Source organism: Plantactinospora sp. B24E8, from assembly GCF_039871735.1.
Lineage (GTDB): Bacteria > Actinomycetota > Actinomycetes > Mycobacteriales > Micromonosporaceae > Plantactinospora.
In genome coordinates, this window is sequence record NZ_JBDPMH010000013.1 from 124,605 (window position 1) to 142,941 (window position 18,337).

Below are 18,337 nucleotides of genomic sequence, written 5' to 3' on the forward strand. Positions count from 1 at the left end.
AAACGTCATGACCGTGGCCATTCCCGCCGATCGGACCGGTAAACCTCGGGGCGCCACCGCGGCGTCGCCACCGCGGCGTCGCCACCGCGCCGGTCACCTCCGGACGCCGTCCAGCACCGTCTCCGCGTACGCCCAGAGCCGGTCGGCGGCGGCCGGGTCCAGGGCGTGCCGGGCCACCCCACCGGTGGCCTCCGGACCGCCGGCCACCACCTCGGCCTCCTGGTTGTCGTCGAAGTAGCGACCGGTGACCCCTTCGACCAGCGGCGACGCCGCCAGCAGCACCGAGGTCGAGGCGCCCTGCGCCGGAGTCTTGAAGTAGTCGGGTTCGGTGCGGTTGCCGGCCTCGTCCAACACCCCGAAGGCGCGCAGCGTCGCGTCGTCCAGGTGCCGCTGCAGGTTGGTCATGATGTAGCCGGGGCTGAGTCCGTTGGCGGTGACGCCGTCGGCCGCCCAGCGTCGGGCGATGCCGACCGTGAGCAGCACGTCGGCGGTCTTCGAGCGGCCGTACGCCACCCACGGGTCGTAGGCCTGCCGCTCGAACTGCGGGTCGTCGAAGTCGAACGGGTGCGCCAGGTGCGCCCCGGAGCTGACCACCACCACCCGGGCGGACCCGGCGGCGCGCAGACCGTCGTGCAGCCCCCGGAGCAGCGCGAAGTGACCGAGGTAGTTGGTGGCGAGCTGGAGTTCCCAGCCCTCCGGACTGACCTGGCGGGTGGGCACCGCCATGATGCCGGCGTTGGCGACCACCGCGTGCACCGGGCCCTGCCAGGCGGCCACGAACGCGTCGACGGACCGCAGGTCGTTCAGGTCGAGCGCGGCCGTACGGACGCTGCCCGGACCGTCGCCGGCGAACTCCGCGACCAGCGGTTCGGCCAGCCGGGGATCCCGGGTGGCGACGGTGACCTCCGCGCCGGCGCCGGCGAGGGCCCGGGTGGTTTCCAGGCCGATACCGGAGGCACCGCCGGTGACGATCATCCGGCGGCCGGTGAGGTCGACGCCGTCGAGAATCTCGGCGGCGCTGGTCCGGGCGGTGAATGGTGTGGTCAGGCGTGGCGCTTCTGTCATACGAGCGACGTTATGCGGCACCTTCTGGACTGTCTGTAGTCTGGAGTCCGTCACTCTTTAGCGATAGTCCAACGAGAGGTTGCCGGTGGATCCCCTGGACGAGGTGCTCGCACTGCTGGGCACCACCAGCCAGCTCTCCACCGGCATGGTCGCCGGGGGACGGTGGGCCGTCCGGTTCGGTCCACCGATCGGCGTCAAGTTCAACGTCGTACGCCGGGGGCGTTGCCTGCTCCGGGTCGACGGCGGACCGGACCGGGTGGTCCTCGAGACGGGCGACTGCTTCCTGCTGACCCGGCCCCGGTGCTTCACCCTCGCCAGTGACCTGGACCTCCCGGCCGAGCCGGCCCAACCGATCTTCCAGGCGGCGGTCGACGGGGTGGCCCGGACCGGCGAGGGCGACGACGTCCTGCTCTCCGGCGGCGCCTTCTCGTTCACCGATCGGGCCCGCGCCCTGCTGCTGGACAGTCTGCCTCCGGTCGTCCACGTACCGGCCGCGACGCCGGAGGCGGCGAGCATCCACTGGGCCATCGGGGAGATCGACGCCGAACTACGACAGGGCCGTCCCGGCGCCCAGGCGGTCGCCGAGCATCTCGCCCTGGTCATGCTGATCCGGATCCTGCGTCTGCACCTGCACCGAGGCGCCTCCTCGGGCTGGCTGGCGGGCCTGGCGGATCCGGTCGTCGCCCCCGCCCTGCGGGCGATACACGCCCGGCCGACCCGGCCGTGGACGGTGGCCGAACTGGCGGGTACCGCCGCGGTGTCCCGCTCGACACTGGCCGCCCGCTTCAAACACGTGGTGGGGCGTGGCCCGTTGGAGTACCTCACCGCCTGGCGGATCGAGCTGGCCGCCGAGCGCCTGCGGGGCGGCGAGGAGACGGTCGCTGCCATCGCCCGCGCTGTCGGGTACGGCTCGGAGAGCGCGCTCAGCGTTGCCTTCAAACGCACCACCGGTCTCACCCCCCGTGCCTACCGCAACCAGCGGGCCTAATTCGATTGCCGCCGCCCCCAGGGGTCTGCTGGGGTGGGGGAGACCGGGAAGCCCACCGAGAGGAGTTGTCCGATGCGTCCATCGTCGTCGTACCGCCAGTACGCAACTGTCAACCACCCACAGGATGTGAGGCTTCATGAGTACGTCGATCACCGTGATCGTGGCGCCGCCGGGCGCCGATAGCAGGAATCCGTCCGACGGTCCGCCCGTCGTACCCCCGTCCGACCGGGTCGGGGAGGGTGACTGATGTCCCTTCTCGACGATCCCGGCCTATTCGGCCGGCAGTGGTCCGAGGGCTACGACGACGGCCCCAACCCCGACCCGGGTCCGGCCGTCGACTTCCTCGCCGAGCTGGCCGACGGCGGCCGGACGTTGGAACTCGCGATCGGCACCGGGCGGGTCGCGATTCCCCTGGCCGCCCGGGGCGTGCCTGTCGAGGGCGTCGAGGCGTCCGACGAGATGGTGGCCGGGTTGCGGGCCAAGCCGGGCGGCGACCGGATCCCGGTCGTGCTCGCCGACATGGCGGACGTGCCGGTCACCGGTCGGTTCGATCTGGTGTATCTCGTCTACAACACCCTGTTCAACCTGGTCAGGGCCGAGCGACAGGCGGACTGTCTCCGCAACGTCGCCCGGGTGCTGGCGCCGGGTGGGGCGTTTGTCGTCGAGGCGTTCGTTCCCGACCCGGCCGACTTCGACCGGGACGAGCAGCTTGAGGTACGGCGGGTGACCGAGGAGTCGGTCACCCTGCGGGTGCACCGGTACGACCGGGCCGCCCAGACGTTCCTGCGGCAGACGATCCGGATCAGCAACGACGGGATCTCGGTCAAACCGTTCGGCATGCACTACCGCTGGCCGGAGCAGATCGACGAGCTGGCCGAGCGGGCCGGGCTCCGGCTCGCCGAGCGGTACGCCGACTGGGACCGTTCACCGTTCACCTCGGAGAGTCGCAGTCACGTCTCGGTGTACCGCCGGGCGTAGTCCGCACCGGCCGCCGGAGACCGGAGGGCGCCCGGGTAGCTGACCCGGGCGCCCTCCGTACCTGTGGTGTGGGTCAGCCGGTCACCGGCCGCCCAGGAAGTTGACCTTGACGTCGTCGGTCACCACGGTCGTCCCCGGCACGATCGGTGTGGTCATCGTGCTGGTGACGGTGCCGGTACCGGGGATCAGGCCGCGCACCCTGACAGTGTACGAGGCCGTCCCGCCCGGGGTCGGGTCGGTGCTGGTGACCCGCAGGTCGCCGGTGGGCAGCGCACCCGCCGGCAGCGAGGCGCCGCCGGTGCCGTCGGCGTTCTCCGCCCCGACCAGGTACGGCTGGTTCGGGTTGGCCGGCAACGCGGCCGGGTCGTAGGCGAAGGCGATGTCCTGGGTGCCGTTGAGCCCGATCCAGACCTGGAAGTGCCGGTTCGAGGTGGTGCCCCAGACGTTGACCTGCCACTCCACGACCGCCCAGCGGCTGGTCCCCGAGGTGAGCAGGCCGACGTAGATGCCGGGTGCCCCGGTGCCGTCCAGATCGGTCCAGAACGGTGCCAGGACGTTGTTCGGACGGTCCGGGTTCGGCAGCGACGCCGGCAGGTTGCAGCAGTTGTTGTCCTCGGCCGTGGCCGGACCCGCCACCAGGTAGCCGTTCGAGTCGACCCCGATCGAGGTGTACTTCACCCCGTTGAAGACGAACTCCGGCACCGGGAAGTTGACCAGTTCCTCGTCACCGACCGCCACCGGGGTGAGGCCGAACGAGGCGAGCGGCAGCCACGCCCCGGCGACCGTGCCCGGCCCGAGGGACGGGACGCCGGCCTTCTGCCCCGCCAGGCTGACGTTCTTCTTCTCCACCTTGAACGGGCTCCGCACCGTGGCACCGGACGCGGACTCGATCGGCAGATGCGGCGTGGTCCTGGTGGTCAGGTTCGCCGTGGTCGCGGTCGAGGAGTTGTTCTGCGCGGTCACCGTGCAGGTGCTGCCGCCCAGCCAGGACACCGGGTCCGGCGTGCAGGCGGTGGCCAGCGACACGTCGCCCTGCTGCGGCACGAAGGCCACCGGCAGGTGCAGCGTCGGCAGGTTCTTCGACGACGGCACGAGCTGGATCTCGCCGAAGTACTGCCCGGTCGGCGCGCTCGACGAGACGGTGATCCTCAGCTCCACCGACTTGCCGGCCTTGAGGGTGAACCGGCTCGGCCAGACGCTGATCCGGCTCTGCGTCGGAGCGCTCGTCCGCACCGTGTACGTCTGCGTCTTGCCGCTGACGTTCGTCGCGGTACGGACGGTGCTGACACTGCCCGGCATCACCTTGGCGTCGACCGACGGCAGGTTGAGGTGGATGGCGTTCACCGGGTCGGCACCCAGCTCGAGCATCCGGTCCGCGGTCTCGTCGAAGGTGAGCCCCGGCTCGCCCGCCCTGGTCAGGTCGATCCGGCCGGCGCCGTAGTCCAGCGGGTCCGCCTTGGTGGTCTCGTCCTCCTTGACCACCCCACTGGTCTTCGCGGTGGTCATCATCGCCGACTTGATCTGACCGGGCGTCCAGCCCGGGTGCAGGGCGGCCAGCAGCGCGGCCGAGCCGGCGATGTGCGGCGCGGACATCGAGGTGCCCGCGATCGCCTGGTAGTACTGGCCGGCCGGGCCGCCGTCGACCGCGTCCGGGGTCGGCGTGTTGCCGGCCAGGATCTGGACACCCGGACCGGTGATGTCCGGCTTGAGGACCAGACCACCCGGCCCGCGTGACGAGAACGCCGCCATCACGTCACCCTTGGCGGTGGACTTCGTGCCACCGGTGAACGACGCCGTGACACTGCCGTGCGCGGCCATGAACGCCTTGAACTGGGTGCCGTCGGCCAGGTGCACGGTCGGCAGGAAGTGGTTGTCGGTCACCACGTCCTGCAGCGCCGGGTTGTAGAGGATCATGCCGGCCGCGCCGCCCTGGGCCAGGTTGTGGCCCTTCTCGATCCGGCCGTTGCCGCCCCGCTGGCAGGCCACGATCTTGCCGGTGAGGCTGCCGGCCGCCGCCGGGGCCTGGCACAGCGCCCCGCCGGGGTAACCGGGGACCGACTCGGCCAGTACCACGGGGGTGGCGGTCGGCACACCGGAGGTGATCGAGGCGCCGGTCAGGGTCAGCGTCTGGCCGCCGCCGCTGAGGGTCAGCGTCGAGCTGAACTGCCGGGTCTGGGTGGAGGCCGCCACGGTGGTGACCCACGGGACGTAGTTGTCCACGGTGCCGGCGCCCGGACCGGAGTTGCCGGCCGAGGCGGAGACGAAGACGCCCGCCGCGTACGCGTCCCGGAACGCCTGCATGCTGGGGTCGGTCGCGCCGCCGCCACCGCCGCCGATCGAGTAGTTGAGGACGTCGACGCCGTCCTTCACCGACTGCTCGATCGCGGCCACGATGTCGGAGGTGAAGCCGCCCTGCGGGCCGAGCACCTTGTAGACCGAGAGCCAGGCGCCGGGCGCGATACCGGCCACCGGCCCCCGCTCGACGTCGAAGACCTTGGCGGAGTTGACCACGTTGCCGACCGCCGTGGAGGCGGTGTGCGTACCGTGGCCGCCGCTGTCCCGGGCCGAGTCGTAGACGTCGTCCCCGGCCACCAGGTCGTACGTCTCGAGGAAGCGCTCGCCGCCGATCAGCTTGTTGTTGCAGGCGAAGACGTCGGTCGCCGGGGTCAGCGGATTGTCGCCGAAGTCGCAGGTACGCCGTGTGCCGTCCGGCTTGGCCGGTGGGGTGCCGAGGTTGCCCTGGTCGGCGAAGGACGGGTGCTCCGGCCAGGCGCCGGTGTCGATCACCCCGACCACAACCCCCTTGCCCGCGTTGCGGGTACCGCCGAGCTGCGGGTAGAGCGAGGTCGCCCCGATGAACGCGCCACTGGAGTCGGTCAACGGCTGGCGCAGGGTGTCCTGCTGGACGGCGACCACACCGTCCATCTTCAGCAGCTCACCGATCCGGTTGGCCGGTACGACCGCGGCGACGCCGCCGTAGACGGTGCGCAGGCGCTGCCCGACCCGGGCGGTCGGGACCCGTCTGGTCAGGTCGCCGACGAACGCCTTCTCCCGGCCGGCGAGGTAGTCCGCGTACCGCCGCTCGGCGCTGGAGCCGGAGAGCTTGCGGCCGGTTGTCGCCGGGCTGGTCGCGGCGTACCCGCTGACCCCGCCCTCGTAGGCGGCCACCGCGTCGTAGTCGAGTTTGACCATGACCGGGGTCGGGGTGTTGTCCTTGCGACCCAGCAGCGCCGGGTCGGTACGGGCCAGACTGCTGCTGGGCGCCTTGGCTCCGCTGATCGTCGAGACCGGGTTGAGTCCGGTCGCGGTGAACGGCGGTGCGGGCTCGGCCATACCCGGGCTGGCGGACGTCACCAACGCCAGCGGCGGGACAAGAGCGGCGGCGAGACCCACCCGCAGCCACATGCTTTTTCTCATTGTTCCCCTCTCGACACCTAGGGTCGTGCGCATCGTCGCACCCTGTTGATCGATAGACCAGACGTCCAACGCTCCGTCTCTTACCGGCCGAACGGGGCACTTGACGGCGGCCCGGGAGCCGGGGCGGACCCGCCGCGGGCACCGGCACGGTCGAAGGAACCGCTGGTCAGAGCGGGCAGAGCAGGGATCCGGCCGGAACGTCGCCGATCTCGGCGGGCACCCCGACAGTGGTCGTCCCCGGCCGGGTGTGCGGCTCGACCGTCCGCACGTGGGTCCGATGTGTCCCACCGTCCGGTGTCCGGATCACGACAGCGTCCCCGACCGTGAGCAGCCGACCCGACCGTGGCCCGGTCAGCAGCAGCAGGTTCCGGCCGGCGGGCCGGTGGACGTGCACCACCCGCAGCGCGGCGTGCCCGCCGCCGGTCACCGGGACCCCGCCAGGTCCGTGCCGGCCCGGTGGGCCGCCGCCAGCACCGCCCGGGCCAGCGGAGGCCGGCAGAGTACGGCGGTGCTGTCCACGACCTGGTCGACGGCGCCGAGCGGTGGCAGCCCGACCAGTTCCGGGTCGGTGATCCGGGCGAGCAGCGCGGCGGCGAACCGGCCGGCGTCGAGCACCGGGTACGGCCGGTCGTGGAACGGGCGGCGGGTGGGGTCGACGGGGTCGGCGAGCCCGAGCCGGTTCTGCCAGGCGCCGACCAGCTCGTACGCGTCGCAGAGGGCGGCCTGTCGCCGCTCGGCGTCCCCGTCGAGCACCTCGGCGAGCCGGGCGGCGATCCCGGCCGCCTCCGGTACGCCGGCGAACGCGCTGCCCAGCCACTTCTGGTACGGCGGATACCGGCGGGCCAGCAGCAGACTCAGCCGCATCAGGTCGCGGACCAGCCGGGCCGCCACCACCCGGCTGCCCAGTTCGTCACCGACCTCGGCGGTCCGCCCGACAAACGCCTCCTCCTCGGCGATCCGGGTCCACTGCGCGGCGAGCAGGTGCCGCCAGACGTCGTCCGGATACCAGCGGAGCCGGTCCCGCAGCCCGGTCAGTTCACCGGTGCCGTCGTGGAAGACCGCCCCGCCGGTGACCTCGGCCAGCCGCTGGGCGGGTACCGTCAGCCAGTCGAGGGTGCCGACACCCCGGCGCGGGTCGAAGCCGAGCTGCCCGGTGTACCAGGCACCGAGGTCGGCGACCAGCACCCGGTGCGCCACCGGCCCGTCGGTCGGGGTCATCACCCGGACCCGGGCTCCGGGCGGCGTGAAGTGGGTCGGCCAGCCGTGGAAGACCGCCGGCAGTCGTCCGGCGAGCAGCGCGGTGATCGGTTCGCCGTGCCGGGCGAGGTCCCCGGCGGACAGGAACAGGTCCAGTCGGGGACCCCAGTCGTGGTCGACGGACCGTTCGGTGTCGAAGCCGAGCACCTCCGAGCCCGGGCCGAGCCGAGCCGCGGCGTACCGCAGCCCAGGGAAGGACTCGTCGAGCAGCGGACGTACCGCCTCGAGGTAGAGCCGCCGGCACAACTCCAGGCCCGGTACGAACCGTCCACGCATCCGTCGAGGCTAGAGCCGCCGACCGGCTCCGACCACCCCATTACGGCCCTGGTCGGCGTCACCGTCCGGCCTTGACCAGCCGATCCGGCCTTGACCAGCCGATCCGGCCTTGACCAGCCGATCCGGCCTTGACCAGCCGATCCGGCCTTGACCAGCCGATCCGGCCTTGACCAGCCGATCCGGCCTTGACCAGCCGATCCGGCCTTGACCAGCCGATTACCGGTCCTGCTCGGCGTCGAGGTAGACCCAGTTGCCGTCGTCCCGGACGAAGCGGCTGCGTTCCCGCTGCTCGCCGGCGTGCCCGGCGTGCCGGTAGTGCGCCCGGAACTCGACCGTGCCGGTGGTGTCGAACAGTCCGCCCCGGTCGGTGTCCAGGATGTCGAGCCGGGTCCACCGCTGGCCCGGGTCGAGGGTCAGCCGGGCCGGTCGGGTGCGGGGATGCCAGGTCCGGAGCAGGTACCCCGGATCACCGAGCGCGAACGCGGTGAACCGGGAGCGCATCAAGGCCTCGGCGGTCGCCGCGCTGGCGCGGCCCTCGTGCAGCGCCCCGCAGCACTCCGGGTACGGCTGCCCGGAGCCGCACGGACACGGCCTGCCGGAGTCCGGGGCCGACCTGCCCCGACGGTCGCGTTTCGCCATCCGACCATTCTCCCCGCCCATCCCCGGCCGGTATTGAGGCGGGCGGGGACCGGCGGCATCGTGGGCGGTGCCGCCGGCCTTCCGCCTGGCCTGGCCGGACCGGCTAGCCGATCCGCCGGCGGACCACCCACCGGCCCAGACCCGCCAGCAGCAGGGCGGCCGCCAGGTAGAGCCCCGACTCCCGCCACTGGAACGTCCAGTACCGGTGCCCCGGCTGGTACGTCACCTCGACGTGCAGATCGAGGGCGCCCAGGCAGTCCGCCACCCCGTCGAACCCGCCGCCGAGGCAGCGGTCGTACCGAGCCTGGTCGACCTGTCGACCGTCGGCGCCGAGCAGCTTGCTGTGCGACACCACCCACGCGTCGGGGACCCGGAGGCCGCCGATGTCCGCCTCGCTGCCGAGGAACGTGAGGTTCCGTACCGTGTCCGCGGTCACCGGGTACGCGGCGACCACCGGCGGGGCCAGGTGCGGGCGGATCGCGGTCGGCACCAGCACCTGGACGGCGACGACCAGTACGAAGGTGAGCGCCATCGCCGGCACGGTACGCCGGACCAGCAGGCCGAACACCGTACCGAGCACCATGGTGAACAGGGCGTACCCGACCGGTGCGATGTTGCGGGCGCCGAACAGCAGTGCGGTGAACCGGTCACCGGCGACCGCGTCGTACGGGCTTGCCGCCCAGGTCAGCAGGACACTGGACAGCCCGACGACGGCCATCGCGGCCAGGCCGGACAGCGCCAGTTTCACCGTCAGCCAGCGTTGCCGCGTGATGCTCTGGTTCCAGACCAGCCGGTGGGTGCCGGTCTCGAGTTCCCGGGCGACCAGGGGCGCGCCCCAGAACATCCCGACCAGGGCGGGGGCGAGGATCAGCAGGGCGTCGAGCAGGTAGAGCGGGTTGCGGTAACTGTCTTGGAACTGGGCCAGTTGCGCGACACACCCGGCCGGGCCGGAGCAGTCCGCGGCCGCGGCCCGGTACTCCTGGCGGAGGTGGAGGCCGAAGACCACGAGAGCGGTCGCCAGCACGGCGAGCAGGACGGCGGCCACCACCGCCTGGGTGCGGAACTGCCGCCAGGTCCACCAGATCATCGCCGGACCTCCCACGCCGTCGCGGCCGGTCCGGAGCCTGTCGGCCCGGAGCCCGCAGGTCCGGAGTCCGCCGGTCCGGAGCCGGTCGGCCCGGCGGCGGCGCGACTCAGGTAACTGAGCACCAGTTCCTCCAGCGGCACCGGTTCGACCCGCCACGGCCCGTCTGGCAGCGGCCCCGGAGCCCGTACCACGGTCCTGCGGTGCCCGTCGGTGTGCCACGACCAGACCGGCTCGACCCCGGTGGGCAGCCGTTCGGGTCCATCCTGTGCCGGAACCAGCCGGTGGTGGGTGGCGAGCAGCGCACGGACGTCCCCGGCGAGCTGGACCCGGCCTCCACCGAGAACGATCAGGTGGTCGCAGACGCGTTCGACGTCGGCGAGCAGGTGTGAGGAGAAGATCGCGCTGGCGCCGAGTTCGGTGACCAGCTCGGTCAGGTCCCGGAGGAAGCCGCTACGGGCCAGCGGGTCGAGCGCGGCGGCCGGCTCGTCGAACATCAGCAGCTCGGGCCGCTTGGCGGCGGCGATGGTCAGGGCGAGTTGGGCGCGCTGCCCGCCGGAGAGCCGCCCGGCCCGCTGGCGCGGGTCCAGACCCAGCCGGGTGACCCGTCGGTCGGCCAGGTCGGCGTCCCAGCCCGGGTTGAGCCGGCCACCCATCCGCAGGTGGTCCGCGACGGTCAGGTTGGCGTACACCGGCATGTCCTGGGCGACGAAGCTCACCCGGGCCAGATGGGTGGCGTCGGCAGCGGGTGGCGCGCCGAGCACCCGCAGGCTGCCGGAGGTCGGCGTGATCAGGCCGCAGGCCAGCTGCAGCAGTGTCGACTTGCCGGCCCCGTTGGGGCCGACCAGTCCGATGATCCGGCCGGGCGGGATCTCCAGGTGGCAGTCGACCAGCGCGGGGCGACGGCCGTACCGCTTGGTCAGGCCCTCGGCGTGCAGCGCCGGGGCGGAGTGGTGTTGTGGCATCGGCTCATCGTGCGGACGGCGGGCGGTGCGAGCATCGGTCCGCGGCATGGTTCGCGCCGCCGGCGACCGTACTTTTGACCGGTCCGGCCCGCGTCCGGCGTTCCGTAGTCTGTACGGCGTGGATGTTCGGGACCGCCTCGCCAGCTGGCCGGTTGTCGTTGCCGACGTCGGACTGGGGGTCGTCTTCGCCCTGGCGCTGGTGACCCAGGCGGTTGCTTTCGCCGACAGCTGGGGCGGCGGCTACTGGATCTTCGACGCGGTTGCCGGCCTGTCCGGCTGCGGGCTCGCCCTGGTACGCCGTCGGCACCGGGCCGTGACGACGGCCGCCGGGCTTCTGGTCGGGGCGGCGTCGCTCGGCGTCGCCGGGGCCGCCGGCCTGCCGGCCGAGCCCGGCCTGGCGTTGACCCTGGCGCTCGCCGTGCTCGTCGGCTCGGCCCTGCGCACGCTGCCGCCGGTACCGGCCGGCACGGCGGTGCTGGCGAACCTGGGGCTGGTGGTGGCGACCTGGTTGGTCTTTCCCTCCTCGGCCGGCGTCGGCGCGGTGACCGTACTGAACGGGCTGGGCCTGTCCGCCGCCGTCTCGACCGGCCTGGTGCTGCGGCTGCTCGACGTCCGCCGGGCCACGACGACCGAGCGGGTACGCCGTGACGAACGGCTGGCGCTGGCCCGCGAGCTGCACGACGTCGTCGCCCACCACGTCACCGGCATCGTGCTCCAGGCCCAGGCCGCTCAGCTCGCCACCCGGCGGCCCACCGGCGGCCCGGGGACGCCGGCCGGGCTGGCGGAGGCGTTGGCCGGCATCGAGACCGCCGGGTCGGCGGCGCTGGGCGCGATGCGCCGGGTGGTCGGGGTGCTGCGCGACGTCGACGACGCCCCGTCCGCGACCGCCGCACCGGAACATCTCGACGAACTCGTCACGCGGTTCGCCGGACCCGGCCGCCCGGTCGTCCGGCTGCACCACCCCGAGGGTCCGACAGGCTGGCCGCCCGAGGTGACCAGCACGGTCTACCGGGTTGTCCAGGAGTCGCTGACCAACGTGTCCCGGCACGCCCCGCATGCTCGGACGGTCACCGTCCGGGTAGACGAGCAGCGGCGAGGCGTCACTGTCGAGGTGGTCGACGACGCGCCACCGCTGCCGGGCCGCCGTTCGCCGGACCGTGGCTACGGGCTGGTCGGGATGCGGGAGCGGGTGGAGACCCTCGGCGGCACCCTTCGGGTCGGGCCACGATCCGGCGCCGGCTGGGCGGTGCACGCCACCCTGCCGGTCCCGGCGCCGGAGCGACGATGACGATCAGCGTGCTGCTCGCCGACGACCAGGCGATGGTCCGCGGTGGACTGCGGTTCATCCTCGAGGACCAGCCGGACATCCGGGTGGTCGCCGAGGCCGCCGACGGGGTGGAGGCGATCGACCTGGCCCGGCGGTTCCGGCCGGACGTCTGCCTGGTGGACATCCGGATGCCCCGGCTCGACGGCATCGAGGTGACCCGGGCGCTTGCCGGCCCTGGCGTGCCGCGACCGCTGCGGGTGGTCGTGGTGACCACCTTCGACCTCGACGAGTACGTGCACGGCGCGCTGCGCTGCGGAGCGGTCGGTTTTGTGCTCAAGGACGCCGGCCCCGCGCTGCTGGTCGAGGCGGTCCGGGCGGCGTACGCCGGCGACGCCCTGATCTCGCCGTCGGTCACCCTGCGGCTGCTGCGGCACCTGACGGTCAGCGCGGCGCCGGTCGGGACCGGGCAGACCCGGCCGCTCTCCGCTCGGGAGACCGAGGTGGTCCGGGCGATCGCCCGGGGACGGACCAACCAGGAGATCGGCGCCGAACTGTTCATCTCGCTGAGCACCGTCAAGAGTCACGTCTCCGGTATCCAGAGCAAACTCGGGCTCCGGAACCGGGTCGAGATCGCCGCCTGGGCCTGGGCGAACCGGGTGGTCGAAGCGGACTGAATCCCCCGGGCGCGATCTTGGTCACTGACAGTGGGTCCGTCGGTGCGTGAAGGTGGGGCTACGTGGTGCGGAGCGGGTCGAACGGCGACCGCCCGCCGAACGTTTCGGACGGAGTGTCGCGGTGGTGAGGGTGCCGGTTCGACCGGTGGGGAAGGTGCTGCCCGGCTGGGCGGCGATCGGGCTGACCGTGGCCGCCGGGGTCGGTTCGGCGGCGCAGAACCTGGCCAACGCCGAACTGGGGCGGCAGACCGGGCACCCGGTCATCGGAGGTCTGGTCAACAACACCGGCGGGCTGGTCGTGGTTCTGCTGGGGCTGGTCGCCCTGCCGTCGATGCGGACCGGGCTGCGGGCGCTGCGTGCTGCCCGACTGCCGTGGTGGACGTACCTGGGTGGGCTCTGTGGGACGTTTTTCATCGCCGCCGGCACGTACGTCGTACCGGTGCTCGGGGTGGCGGTCTTCACCATCGCCCAGGTCGCCGGGAACAGCGCCGGGGGTCTCGCCGTGGACCGGACCCGGCTCGCCCCGGCGGGTCGGCTCGGGCTGACCGGACCCCGGCTCACCGGTGCGCTGCTCGGCATCGGGGCGGTGGCGTTGGCGCAGGTCGGCCGCCCGGTCGGGGAACTCGCCCCGGGCCTGCTGCTGGCCGGGGTGCTCGGTGGGGTGCTGATCGCCGTACAGGGGGCGTTGAACGGCAGGCTCGCCGCCACCGGCAATCCGGCCGCCGCGACCGCGACCAACTTCGCGGTGAGCGCCAGCGCGATGGCGGTGTTGGCCGCGCTGACCGGTGCGGCGGCCCGGCTCGGCAGCGTCGACTGGCCGGCCGGCTGGTACCTCTACGTCGGTGGCCCGCTCGGGGTGGGGATCACCGTCGTGGTGCTGCTCGGGATCCGGTCGGTGGGACTGTTGCGTACCGGGTTGGCGCTGGTCGCCGGTCAGCTCGGCGGGGCGCTCCTGCTGGACGCCCGGCCGGGCGGGCCGGGGGCGAGTCTGGCGGTGCTGGCCGGGGCGGTCCTGACCCTGCTCGCCGTGGTGGTGTCGGGCCGGGCCGTGCGCAGCGCGCCGACCGCCACCTGACGGCCGCCGGGTCCGGTCCGGATGGCAGACTGGGCCCGTGACCGACCCCGCCGTTCGCCGAGAGCCCGCCGCCGTTCAGGTACGGCCGCACCGTATCCGGGTGGTCTGCTGGATTCTGGCGCCCGCGTTGGTCCTGATGTTCACGCTGCTCAGCATCGGCCTGCACGGCTCGACCGGCAGTGGCCAGGCGACCTTCCAGCGCGGCGACCAGTTGGCCATGATCGGCCTGGGGCTGCTCGTCGCGGGTGTGGTGCTGCTTTTCACCCGGCCGCGGGTGGTCGGGGACGCCCGGGGCATCCGGGTACGCAACGTCTTCGGTGGTTACGAGCTGCCCTGGGACGCGGTCCGGGGGATCCGGTTCAACCGGGGCTCCGCCTGGGCCAGCGTCGAACTGGACGACGACGAGTTGCTGCCGATCCTCGCCCTGCAGGTGGTGGACCGGGAACGAGCGGTCGACGGGGTACGCGCGCTGCGCGCCCTGCACGTCGCGCACCGTGAGCCGGTGACCGTCTGAGCGACCCGGGCCGGGCACTGCCGCCGGGCCGGTGACGGCCGGTCGCCGACTCACGCCGCGGAGCTGCGCGACCTGGGGTGCCCGTTTTGGCATTGTGCGGGCTGACCTGCTAGTCTTTAGCGGTCGACCACTGTCTTGGGCTGTGTTCAGGCCGCTCGGCGCGGCATACGCACCTGAAGCGTTACACGCGCCTGAAGCGGCACACGCACCCGAAACAGTCACGAAGCGGAGCGCCTGCTCCCACCCGAGTCGCCGCCTGTGGTGGCCGGGTCCGGTCATCGGTTCGGTCATGCCGAGCCGGGTTGGCGACCCTCCGGGGTTGCCGTGTGACCGGTCGAGCGGGCCCTGGCATATGCCGGGGCCTTCTGCTTTTGGTCGTACACCGTAGGGCCGGCCACCGCTGACGCGGGGCCGGTGAGGATCACCACGAGGAGGCCCCATCAGCGTCGAGCCACGCGTGAACGAGCAGATCCGGGCACGTGAGGTCCGACTGGTCGGCCCGGAGGGTGAGCAGGTGGGCATCGTCCCACTCGAGCGCGCTCTTCAGCTGGCCGCGGACGTCGACCTGGACCTGGTCGAGGTTGCGCCCATGGCGCGCCCGCCGGTGTGCAAGCTCATGGACTTTGGCAAGTACAAGTACGAGAGTGCACTCAAGGCGCGCGAAGCCAGGCGTAACCAGCAACAGACCGTCATCAAGGAGATGAAGCTCCGTCCGAAGATCGACCCGCACGACTACGAGACCAAGAAGGGTCACGTGGTGCGGTTCCTCAAGGCGGGCGACAAGGTCAAGGTGACGATCATGTTCCGGGGTCGCGAGCAGAGCCGGCCGGAGCTGGGCTACCGGCTGCTGCGTCGACTCGAGTCCGAGATCTCGGAACTGGGATACGTCGAGGCCGCTCCGAAGCAGGACGGTCGTAACATGATCATGGTCCTGGCTCCGCATCGGGCCACCAAGGCCGCCGCCACGGCGGCCAGGGCGGGCTCGCCGCGCGAGCGGGAGGCCGGTGCCGCCGAGGCACCGCCGGCCGAGGATGCGGCGCAGACCGCGGCCGGACCCGCCGGGACCGCCGGCGAGTAACAGGGGAGAGACGCACCAGATGCCGAAGATGAAGAGCCACACCGGGATGGGTAAGCGGGTCAAGGTGACCGGCAAGGGCAAGATCGTTGCCCAGCAGGCCGGTATGCGCCACAACCTGGAGAAGAAGGCCTCCACCCGGACTCGCCGGCTCACCGGCACCGTCGAGGTGGCCAAGGCCGACTTCAAGCGGATCAAGAAGCTGCTGGCCCGCTGACGCGCGCCTGACCTGAAGGAGTAGTTGAGATGGCACGCGTCAAGCGGGCAGTGAACGCTCAGAAGAAGCGCCGTACGCTGCTGGAAACCGCCAGCGGTTACCGGGGCCAGCGCTCCCGGCTCTACCGCAAGGCCAAGGAGCAGGTGCTGCACTCGATGCAGTACGCCTACCGGGACCGGCGGGACCGCAAGGGCGACTTCCGGCAGCTGTGGATCACCCGGATCAACGCGGGTGCCCGCGCCAACGGGATGACCTACAACCGGCTCATCCAGGGCCTCAAGCTCGCCGGGGTGGAGGTCGACCGCAAGATCCTGGCCGACCTCGCGGTCAACGACCCGACGGCCTTCGCGGCCATCGTCGAGGTCGCCCGCGTCGCCGTGGCGGCCGAGGGCACCGGCGGCGCGTCGGCTCAGGCCGCCTGACCTCGCCACACCGATCGAGGCGTCCCGCATGTCGGTCAACCCGCAGGTGGGGCGCCTCGACCATGTCCACACCCCGGAGCAGCAACTGTTCACGCCCCGTACCCCGAGGGTCGTCGCCGCCCGCCGGCTGCAGCGCCGCCGGGAACGCGACCAGACCGGACGGTTCCTCGCCGAGGGCCCGCAGGCGGTCCGCGAGGCGCTGACCGTTCCCGGCGCTGTTGTCGAACTCTTCGGCACCCCGGCCGGCCTCGACCGGTACGCCGACCTGGCCGGCACCGCCACCGCCGCCGGGATCCCGGTCTCGGCGCTGACCGACGAGGCGCTCGCCGCACTCACCGAGACCGTCGCCCCACAGGGCGTTGTCGCCGTCTGCCACCAGCTCGACGTGCCGCTGGCCGAGGCGGTGGGGACGGGGCCGCGACTGGTTGCCGTGCTCGCCGGGATCCGCGACCCGGGCAACGCCGGCACGGTGCTGCGGACCGCCGACGCGGCCGGGGCACAGGCGGTGGTCTTCGCCGGGGAGGCCGTCGACCCGTACAACGGCAAGTGTGTTCGGGCCTCCGCCGGCAGCCTCTTCCACCTCGACGTGGTCCGGGCCGCCGACCCGGCCGAGACGGTCGCCACGCTGCGCGCCGCCGGCCTGGCCGTGCTCGCCGCCTCCGGCTACGGCGAGACCGACCTCGACGACCTCACCGACGTCGGCGCCCTGGCCCGGCCGACCGCCTGGCTCTTCGGTTCCGAGGCGCACGGCCTGCCGGCCGAGCTGGCCGGGGCGGCCGACCACCGGGTCCGGGTGCCGCTGCACGGCCGCGCCGAGAGTCTCAACCTGGCTGCCGCCGCGGCGGTTTGCCTGTACGCTTCGGCCAGAGCACTGCGTCCCGGCCGCCCGCACCCCGATCCCGGGGGCGGTCCGGTTACCTCGGAGACGCGGACCAGGACCGGGGAGATGTCGACCTGATGACCGGGTGCGGAGAGTCGCGCGGGCCAGCCGTGCGACGCCACTCGTTTAGCCAGCCCGCCGGTGTCGGCGGGCGGCAGGGCTGACACGCCTCCCTGCGTACCTCCCACCGGCGGGCTGCGGCCGAGCCGCCCGTCCGTAGACTCTGGTGGCCGCCCGTGAGGGCCGCCCACCGACCTGTCCGCATCCGTCGCCGGTCCTGCCGGCGCCCGCGCCGCGGGCCGGGGTTCGCCACGGCGTAGGGTCACCGCCCCAGCGGGTCGTGACCTGTCGACGTGCGCGGTCCGGCCGGCGTTCGCCGAGGCGGCACCGCAGGGCAACCAGCACGGCGCAGCGGGACATTCGACGCGCCAGGCAGCGGGGCACCGCCCGCGACGCAGAGGGAGTAGCTGCACGTCATGACCTATCGCAACGACCCGTACGACCCGAAACAGGTCGCCCTGCTCGCCCCGGAGGCGCTGGCGGCGGCGGTCGCCGACGCGACGGCCGCGTTCGACGCCGCCACCGATCCCGAGACCCTCGCCGAGCTGCGCCGCCAACACCTGGGCGACCGGGCACCGGTGTCCCTGGCCCGTCGGGAGATCGGCGCCCTGCCGCCGGCCGCCAAGTCCGACGCCGGCAAGCGGGTCAACGAGGCCCGCCGGGAGATCGAGGCGGCGCACGCCGCGCGCCTCGAGGTGGTGCAGGCCGCCCAGGCCGAGCGGATCCTGGCCGAGGAACGGGTGGACGTCACCCTGCCGTACGACCGGCGTCCGCGTGGCGCCCGGCACCCGGTGAGCACCCTCGCGGAACGGATCGGCGACCTCTTCGTCGGGATGGGCTACGAGATCGCCGAGGGCCCCGAGGTCGAGCTGGAGTGGACCAACTTCGACGCGCTGAACATCGGTCCGGACCACCCGGCCCGGGGCACGATGGACACCTTCTACCTGGACGTGCCGGGGATCGTGCTGCGGACCCACACCTCGCCGGTGCAGGCCCGCACCATGCTGGCCCGCAAACCGCCGATCTACGTGGTCTGCCCGGGCCGGGTCTACCGGACCGACGAACTCGACGCCACCCACAGCCCGGTCTTCCACCAGGTGGAGGGGCTCGTGGTGGACGAGGGCATCACCATGGCCCACCTGCGGGGCACCCTGGACCACTTCGCCCGGGCGCTGTTCGGCCCGGACGCCCGGACCCGCTGGCGGCCGCACTACTTCCCGTTCACCGAGCCGTCCGCCGAGTTCGACGTCTGGTTCCCCCAGCATCGGGACGGCCCGCGCTGGGTCGAGTGGGGCGGCTGCGGCATGGTCAACCCCCGGGTGCTGACCGCCTGCGGCATCGACCCGGACGTCTACTCCGGATTCGCCTTCGGGATGGGCATCGACCGGAGCCTGATGTTCCGGCACGGCATCGGTGACATGCGGGACATGGCCGAGGGGGACGTCCGGTTCACCCGTGCCTTCGGGGTCGAGGTGTGACGGCGG

18 protein-coding genes are annotated in these 18,337 nt (G+C 72.7%); 11 read left to right on the forward strand and 7 right to left on the reverse strand.

Going from position 1 to position 18,337, the window contains the following annotated elements:
• Nucleotides 1-93: 93 nt before the first annotated feature.
• On the reverse strand, nt 94-1,065 hold the full coding sequence (locus tag ABGB21_RS20320) for an SDR family NAD(P)-dependent oxidoreductase (RefSeq protein WP_347678992.1): 972 nt from the start codon (nt 1,063-1,065) through the stop codon (nt 94-96).
• Between the two features lie 85 nt (nt 1,066-1,150).
• Here ABGB21_RS20320 and ABGB21_RS20325 point away from each other — a divergent pair, with 85 nt between their 5' ends.
• Complete coding sequence (locus ABGB21_RS20325; protein ID WP_347678994.1) at nt 1,151-2,053, forward strand: AraC family transcriptional regulator; 903 nt, start codon at nt 1,151-1,153, stop codon at nt 2,051-2,053.
• A 246-nt stretch (nt 2,054-2,299) separates the two neighbouring features.
• The gene (locus ABGB21_RS20330) at nt 2,300-3,031 is read left to right on the forward strand and encodes a methyltransferase domain-containing protein (protein ID WP_347678996.1); all 732 of its coding nucleotides are present in this window, start codon (nt 2,300-2,302) and stop codon (nt 3,029-3,031) included.
• Nucleotides 3,032-3,112: 81 nt separating this feature from the next.
• Here ABGB21_RS20330 and ABGB21_RS20335 read toward each other — a convergent pair whose 3' ends face one another.
• The 6 genes from ABGB21_RS20335 to ABGB21_RS20360 form a co-directional block, all read right to left on the reverse strand.
• A complete protein-coding gene (locus ABGB21_RS20335) occupies nt 3,113-6,436 on the reverse strand; it encodes a S8 family serine peptidase (protein WP_347657138.1) in 3,324 nt (1,107 codons plus the stop codon).
• 178 nt (nt 6,437-6,614) lie between these two features.
• On the reverse strand, nt 6,615-6,875 hold the full coding sequence (locus tag ABGB21_RS20340) for a hypothetical protein (protein WP_347657139.1): 261 nt from the start codon (nt 6,873-6,875) through the stop codon (nt 6,615-6,617).
• The gene (locus tag ABGB21_RS20345) at nt 6,872-7,981 is read right to left on the reverse strand and encodes a DUF4037 domain-containing protein (RefSeq protein ID WP_347657140.1); all 1,110 of its coding nucleotides are present in this window, start codon (nt 7,979-7,981) and stop codon (nt 6,872-6,874) included. The genes ABGB21_RS20340 and ABGB21_RS20345 overlap by 4 nt, the downstream gene beginning before the upstream one ends.
• Nucleotides 7,982-8,197: 216 nt before the next feature.
• A complete protein-coding gene (locus ABGB21_RS20350) occupies nt 8,198-8,620 on the reverse strand; it encodes a YchJ family protein (protein WP_347657141.1) in 423 nt (140 codons plus the stop codon).
• A gap of 103 nt (nt 8,621-8,723) precedes the next feature.
• On the reverse strand, nt 8,724-9,707 hold the full coding sequence (locus ABGB21_RS20355) for an ABC transporter permease subunit (RefSeq protein WP_347657142.1): 984 nt from the start codon (nt 9,705-9,707) through the stop codon (nt 8,724-8,726).
• Nucleotides 9,704-10,669: an ABC transporter ATP-binding protein gene (locus ABGB21_RS20360; protein WP_347657143.1), complete on the reverse strand. Its 966-nt coding sequence runs from the start codon at nt 10,667-10,669 to the stop codon at nt 9,704-9,706. The genes ABGB21_RS20355 and ABGB21_RS20360 overlap by 4 nt, the downstream gene beginning before the upstream one ends.
• 118 nt (nt 10,670-10,787) lie before the next feature.
• Between ABGB21_RS20360 and ABGB21_RS20365 the strand changes: the two genes are divergently transcribed.
• The 9 genes from ABGB21_RS20365 to pheS all read left to right on the forward strand — a co-directional run bounded on the left by ABGB21_RS20365 (nt 10,788) and on the right by pheS (nt 18,331).
• Nucleotides 10,788-11,957, forward strand: a complete 1,170-nt coding sequence (locus tag ABGB21_RS20365) for a histidine kinase (protein WP_347678998.1) — start codon at nt 10,788-10,790, stop codon at nt 11,955-11,957.
• Nucleotides 11,954-12,610, forward strand: coding sequence for a response regulator transcription factor (locus ABGB21_RS20370; RefSeq protein WP_347679000.1), 657 nt, complete (start codon nt 11,954-11,956; stop codon nt 12,608-12,610). Before ABGB21_RS20365 ends, ABGB21_RS20370 begins: the two co-directional genes overlap by 4 nt.
• Before the next feature lie 130 nt (nt 12,611-12,740).
• Nucleotides 12,741-13,685, forward strand: coding sequence for a DMT family transporter (locus tag ABGB21_RS20375; protein WP_347679002.1), 945 nt, complete (start codon nt 12,741-12,743; stop codon nt 13,683-13,685).
• Nucleotides 13,686-13,785: 100 nt separating this feature from the next.
• Nucleotides 13,786-14,199, forward strand: a complete 414-nt coding sequence (locus ABGB21_RS20380; RefSeq protein ID WP_347657147.1) for a PH domain-containing protein — start codon at nt 13,786-13,788, stop codon at nt 14,197-14,199.
• Between the two features lie 457 nt (nt 14,200-14,656).
• Nucleotides 14,657-15,277: a translation initiation factor IF-3 gene (infC, locus tag ABGB21_RS20385; RefSeq protein ID WP_347657148.1), complete on the forward strand. Its 621-nt coding sequence runs from the start codon at nt 14,657-14,659 to the stop codon at nt 15,275-15,277.
• A gap of 19 nt (nt 15,278-15,296) precedes the next feature.
• The gene (gene rpmI, locus ABGB21_RS20390; protein ID WP_347657149.1) at nt 15,297-15,491 is read left to right on the forward strand and encodes a 50S ribosomal protein L35; all 195 of its coding nucleotides are present in this window, start codon (nt 15,297-15,299) and stop codon (nt 15,489-15,491) included.
• 29 nt (nt 15,492-15,520) lie between these two features.
• The gene (gene rplT / locus ABGB21_RS20395) at nt 15,521-15,913 is read left to right on the forward strand and encodes a 50S ribosomal protein L20 (protein WP_347657150.1); all 393 of its coding nucleotides are present in this window, start codon (nt 15,521-15,523) and stop codon (nt 15,911-15,913) included.
• Between the two features lie 28 nt (nt 15,914-15,941).
• Nucleotides 15,942-16,871, forward strand: coding sequence for an RNA methyltransferase (locus ABGB21_RS20400; protein ID WP_347657151.1), 930 nt, complete (start codon nt 15,942-15,944; stop codon nt 16,869-16,871).
• Nucleotides 16,872-17,269: 398 nt separating this feature from the next.
• Complete coding sequence (pheS, locus tag ABGB21_RS20405) at nt 17,270-18,331, forward strand: phenylalanine--tRNA ligase subunit alpha (RefSeq protein ID WP_347657152.1); 1,062 nt, start codon at nt 17,270-17,272, stop codon at nt 18,329-18,331.
• Nucleotides 18,332-18,337 lie beyond the last annotated feature (6 nt).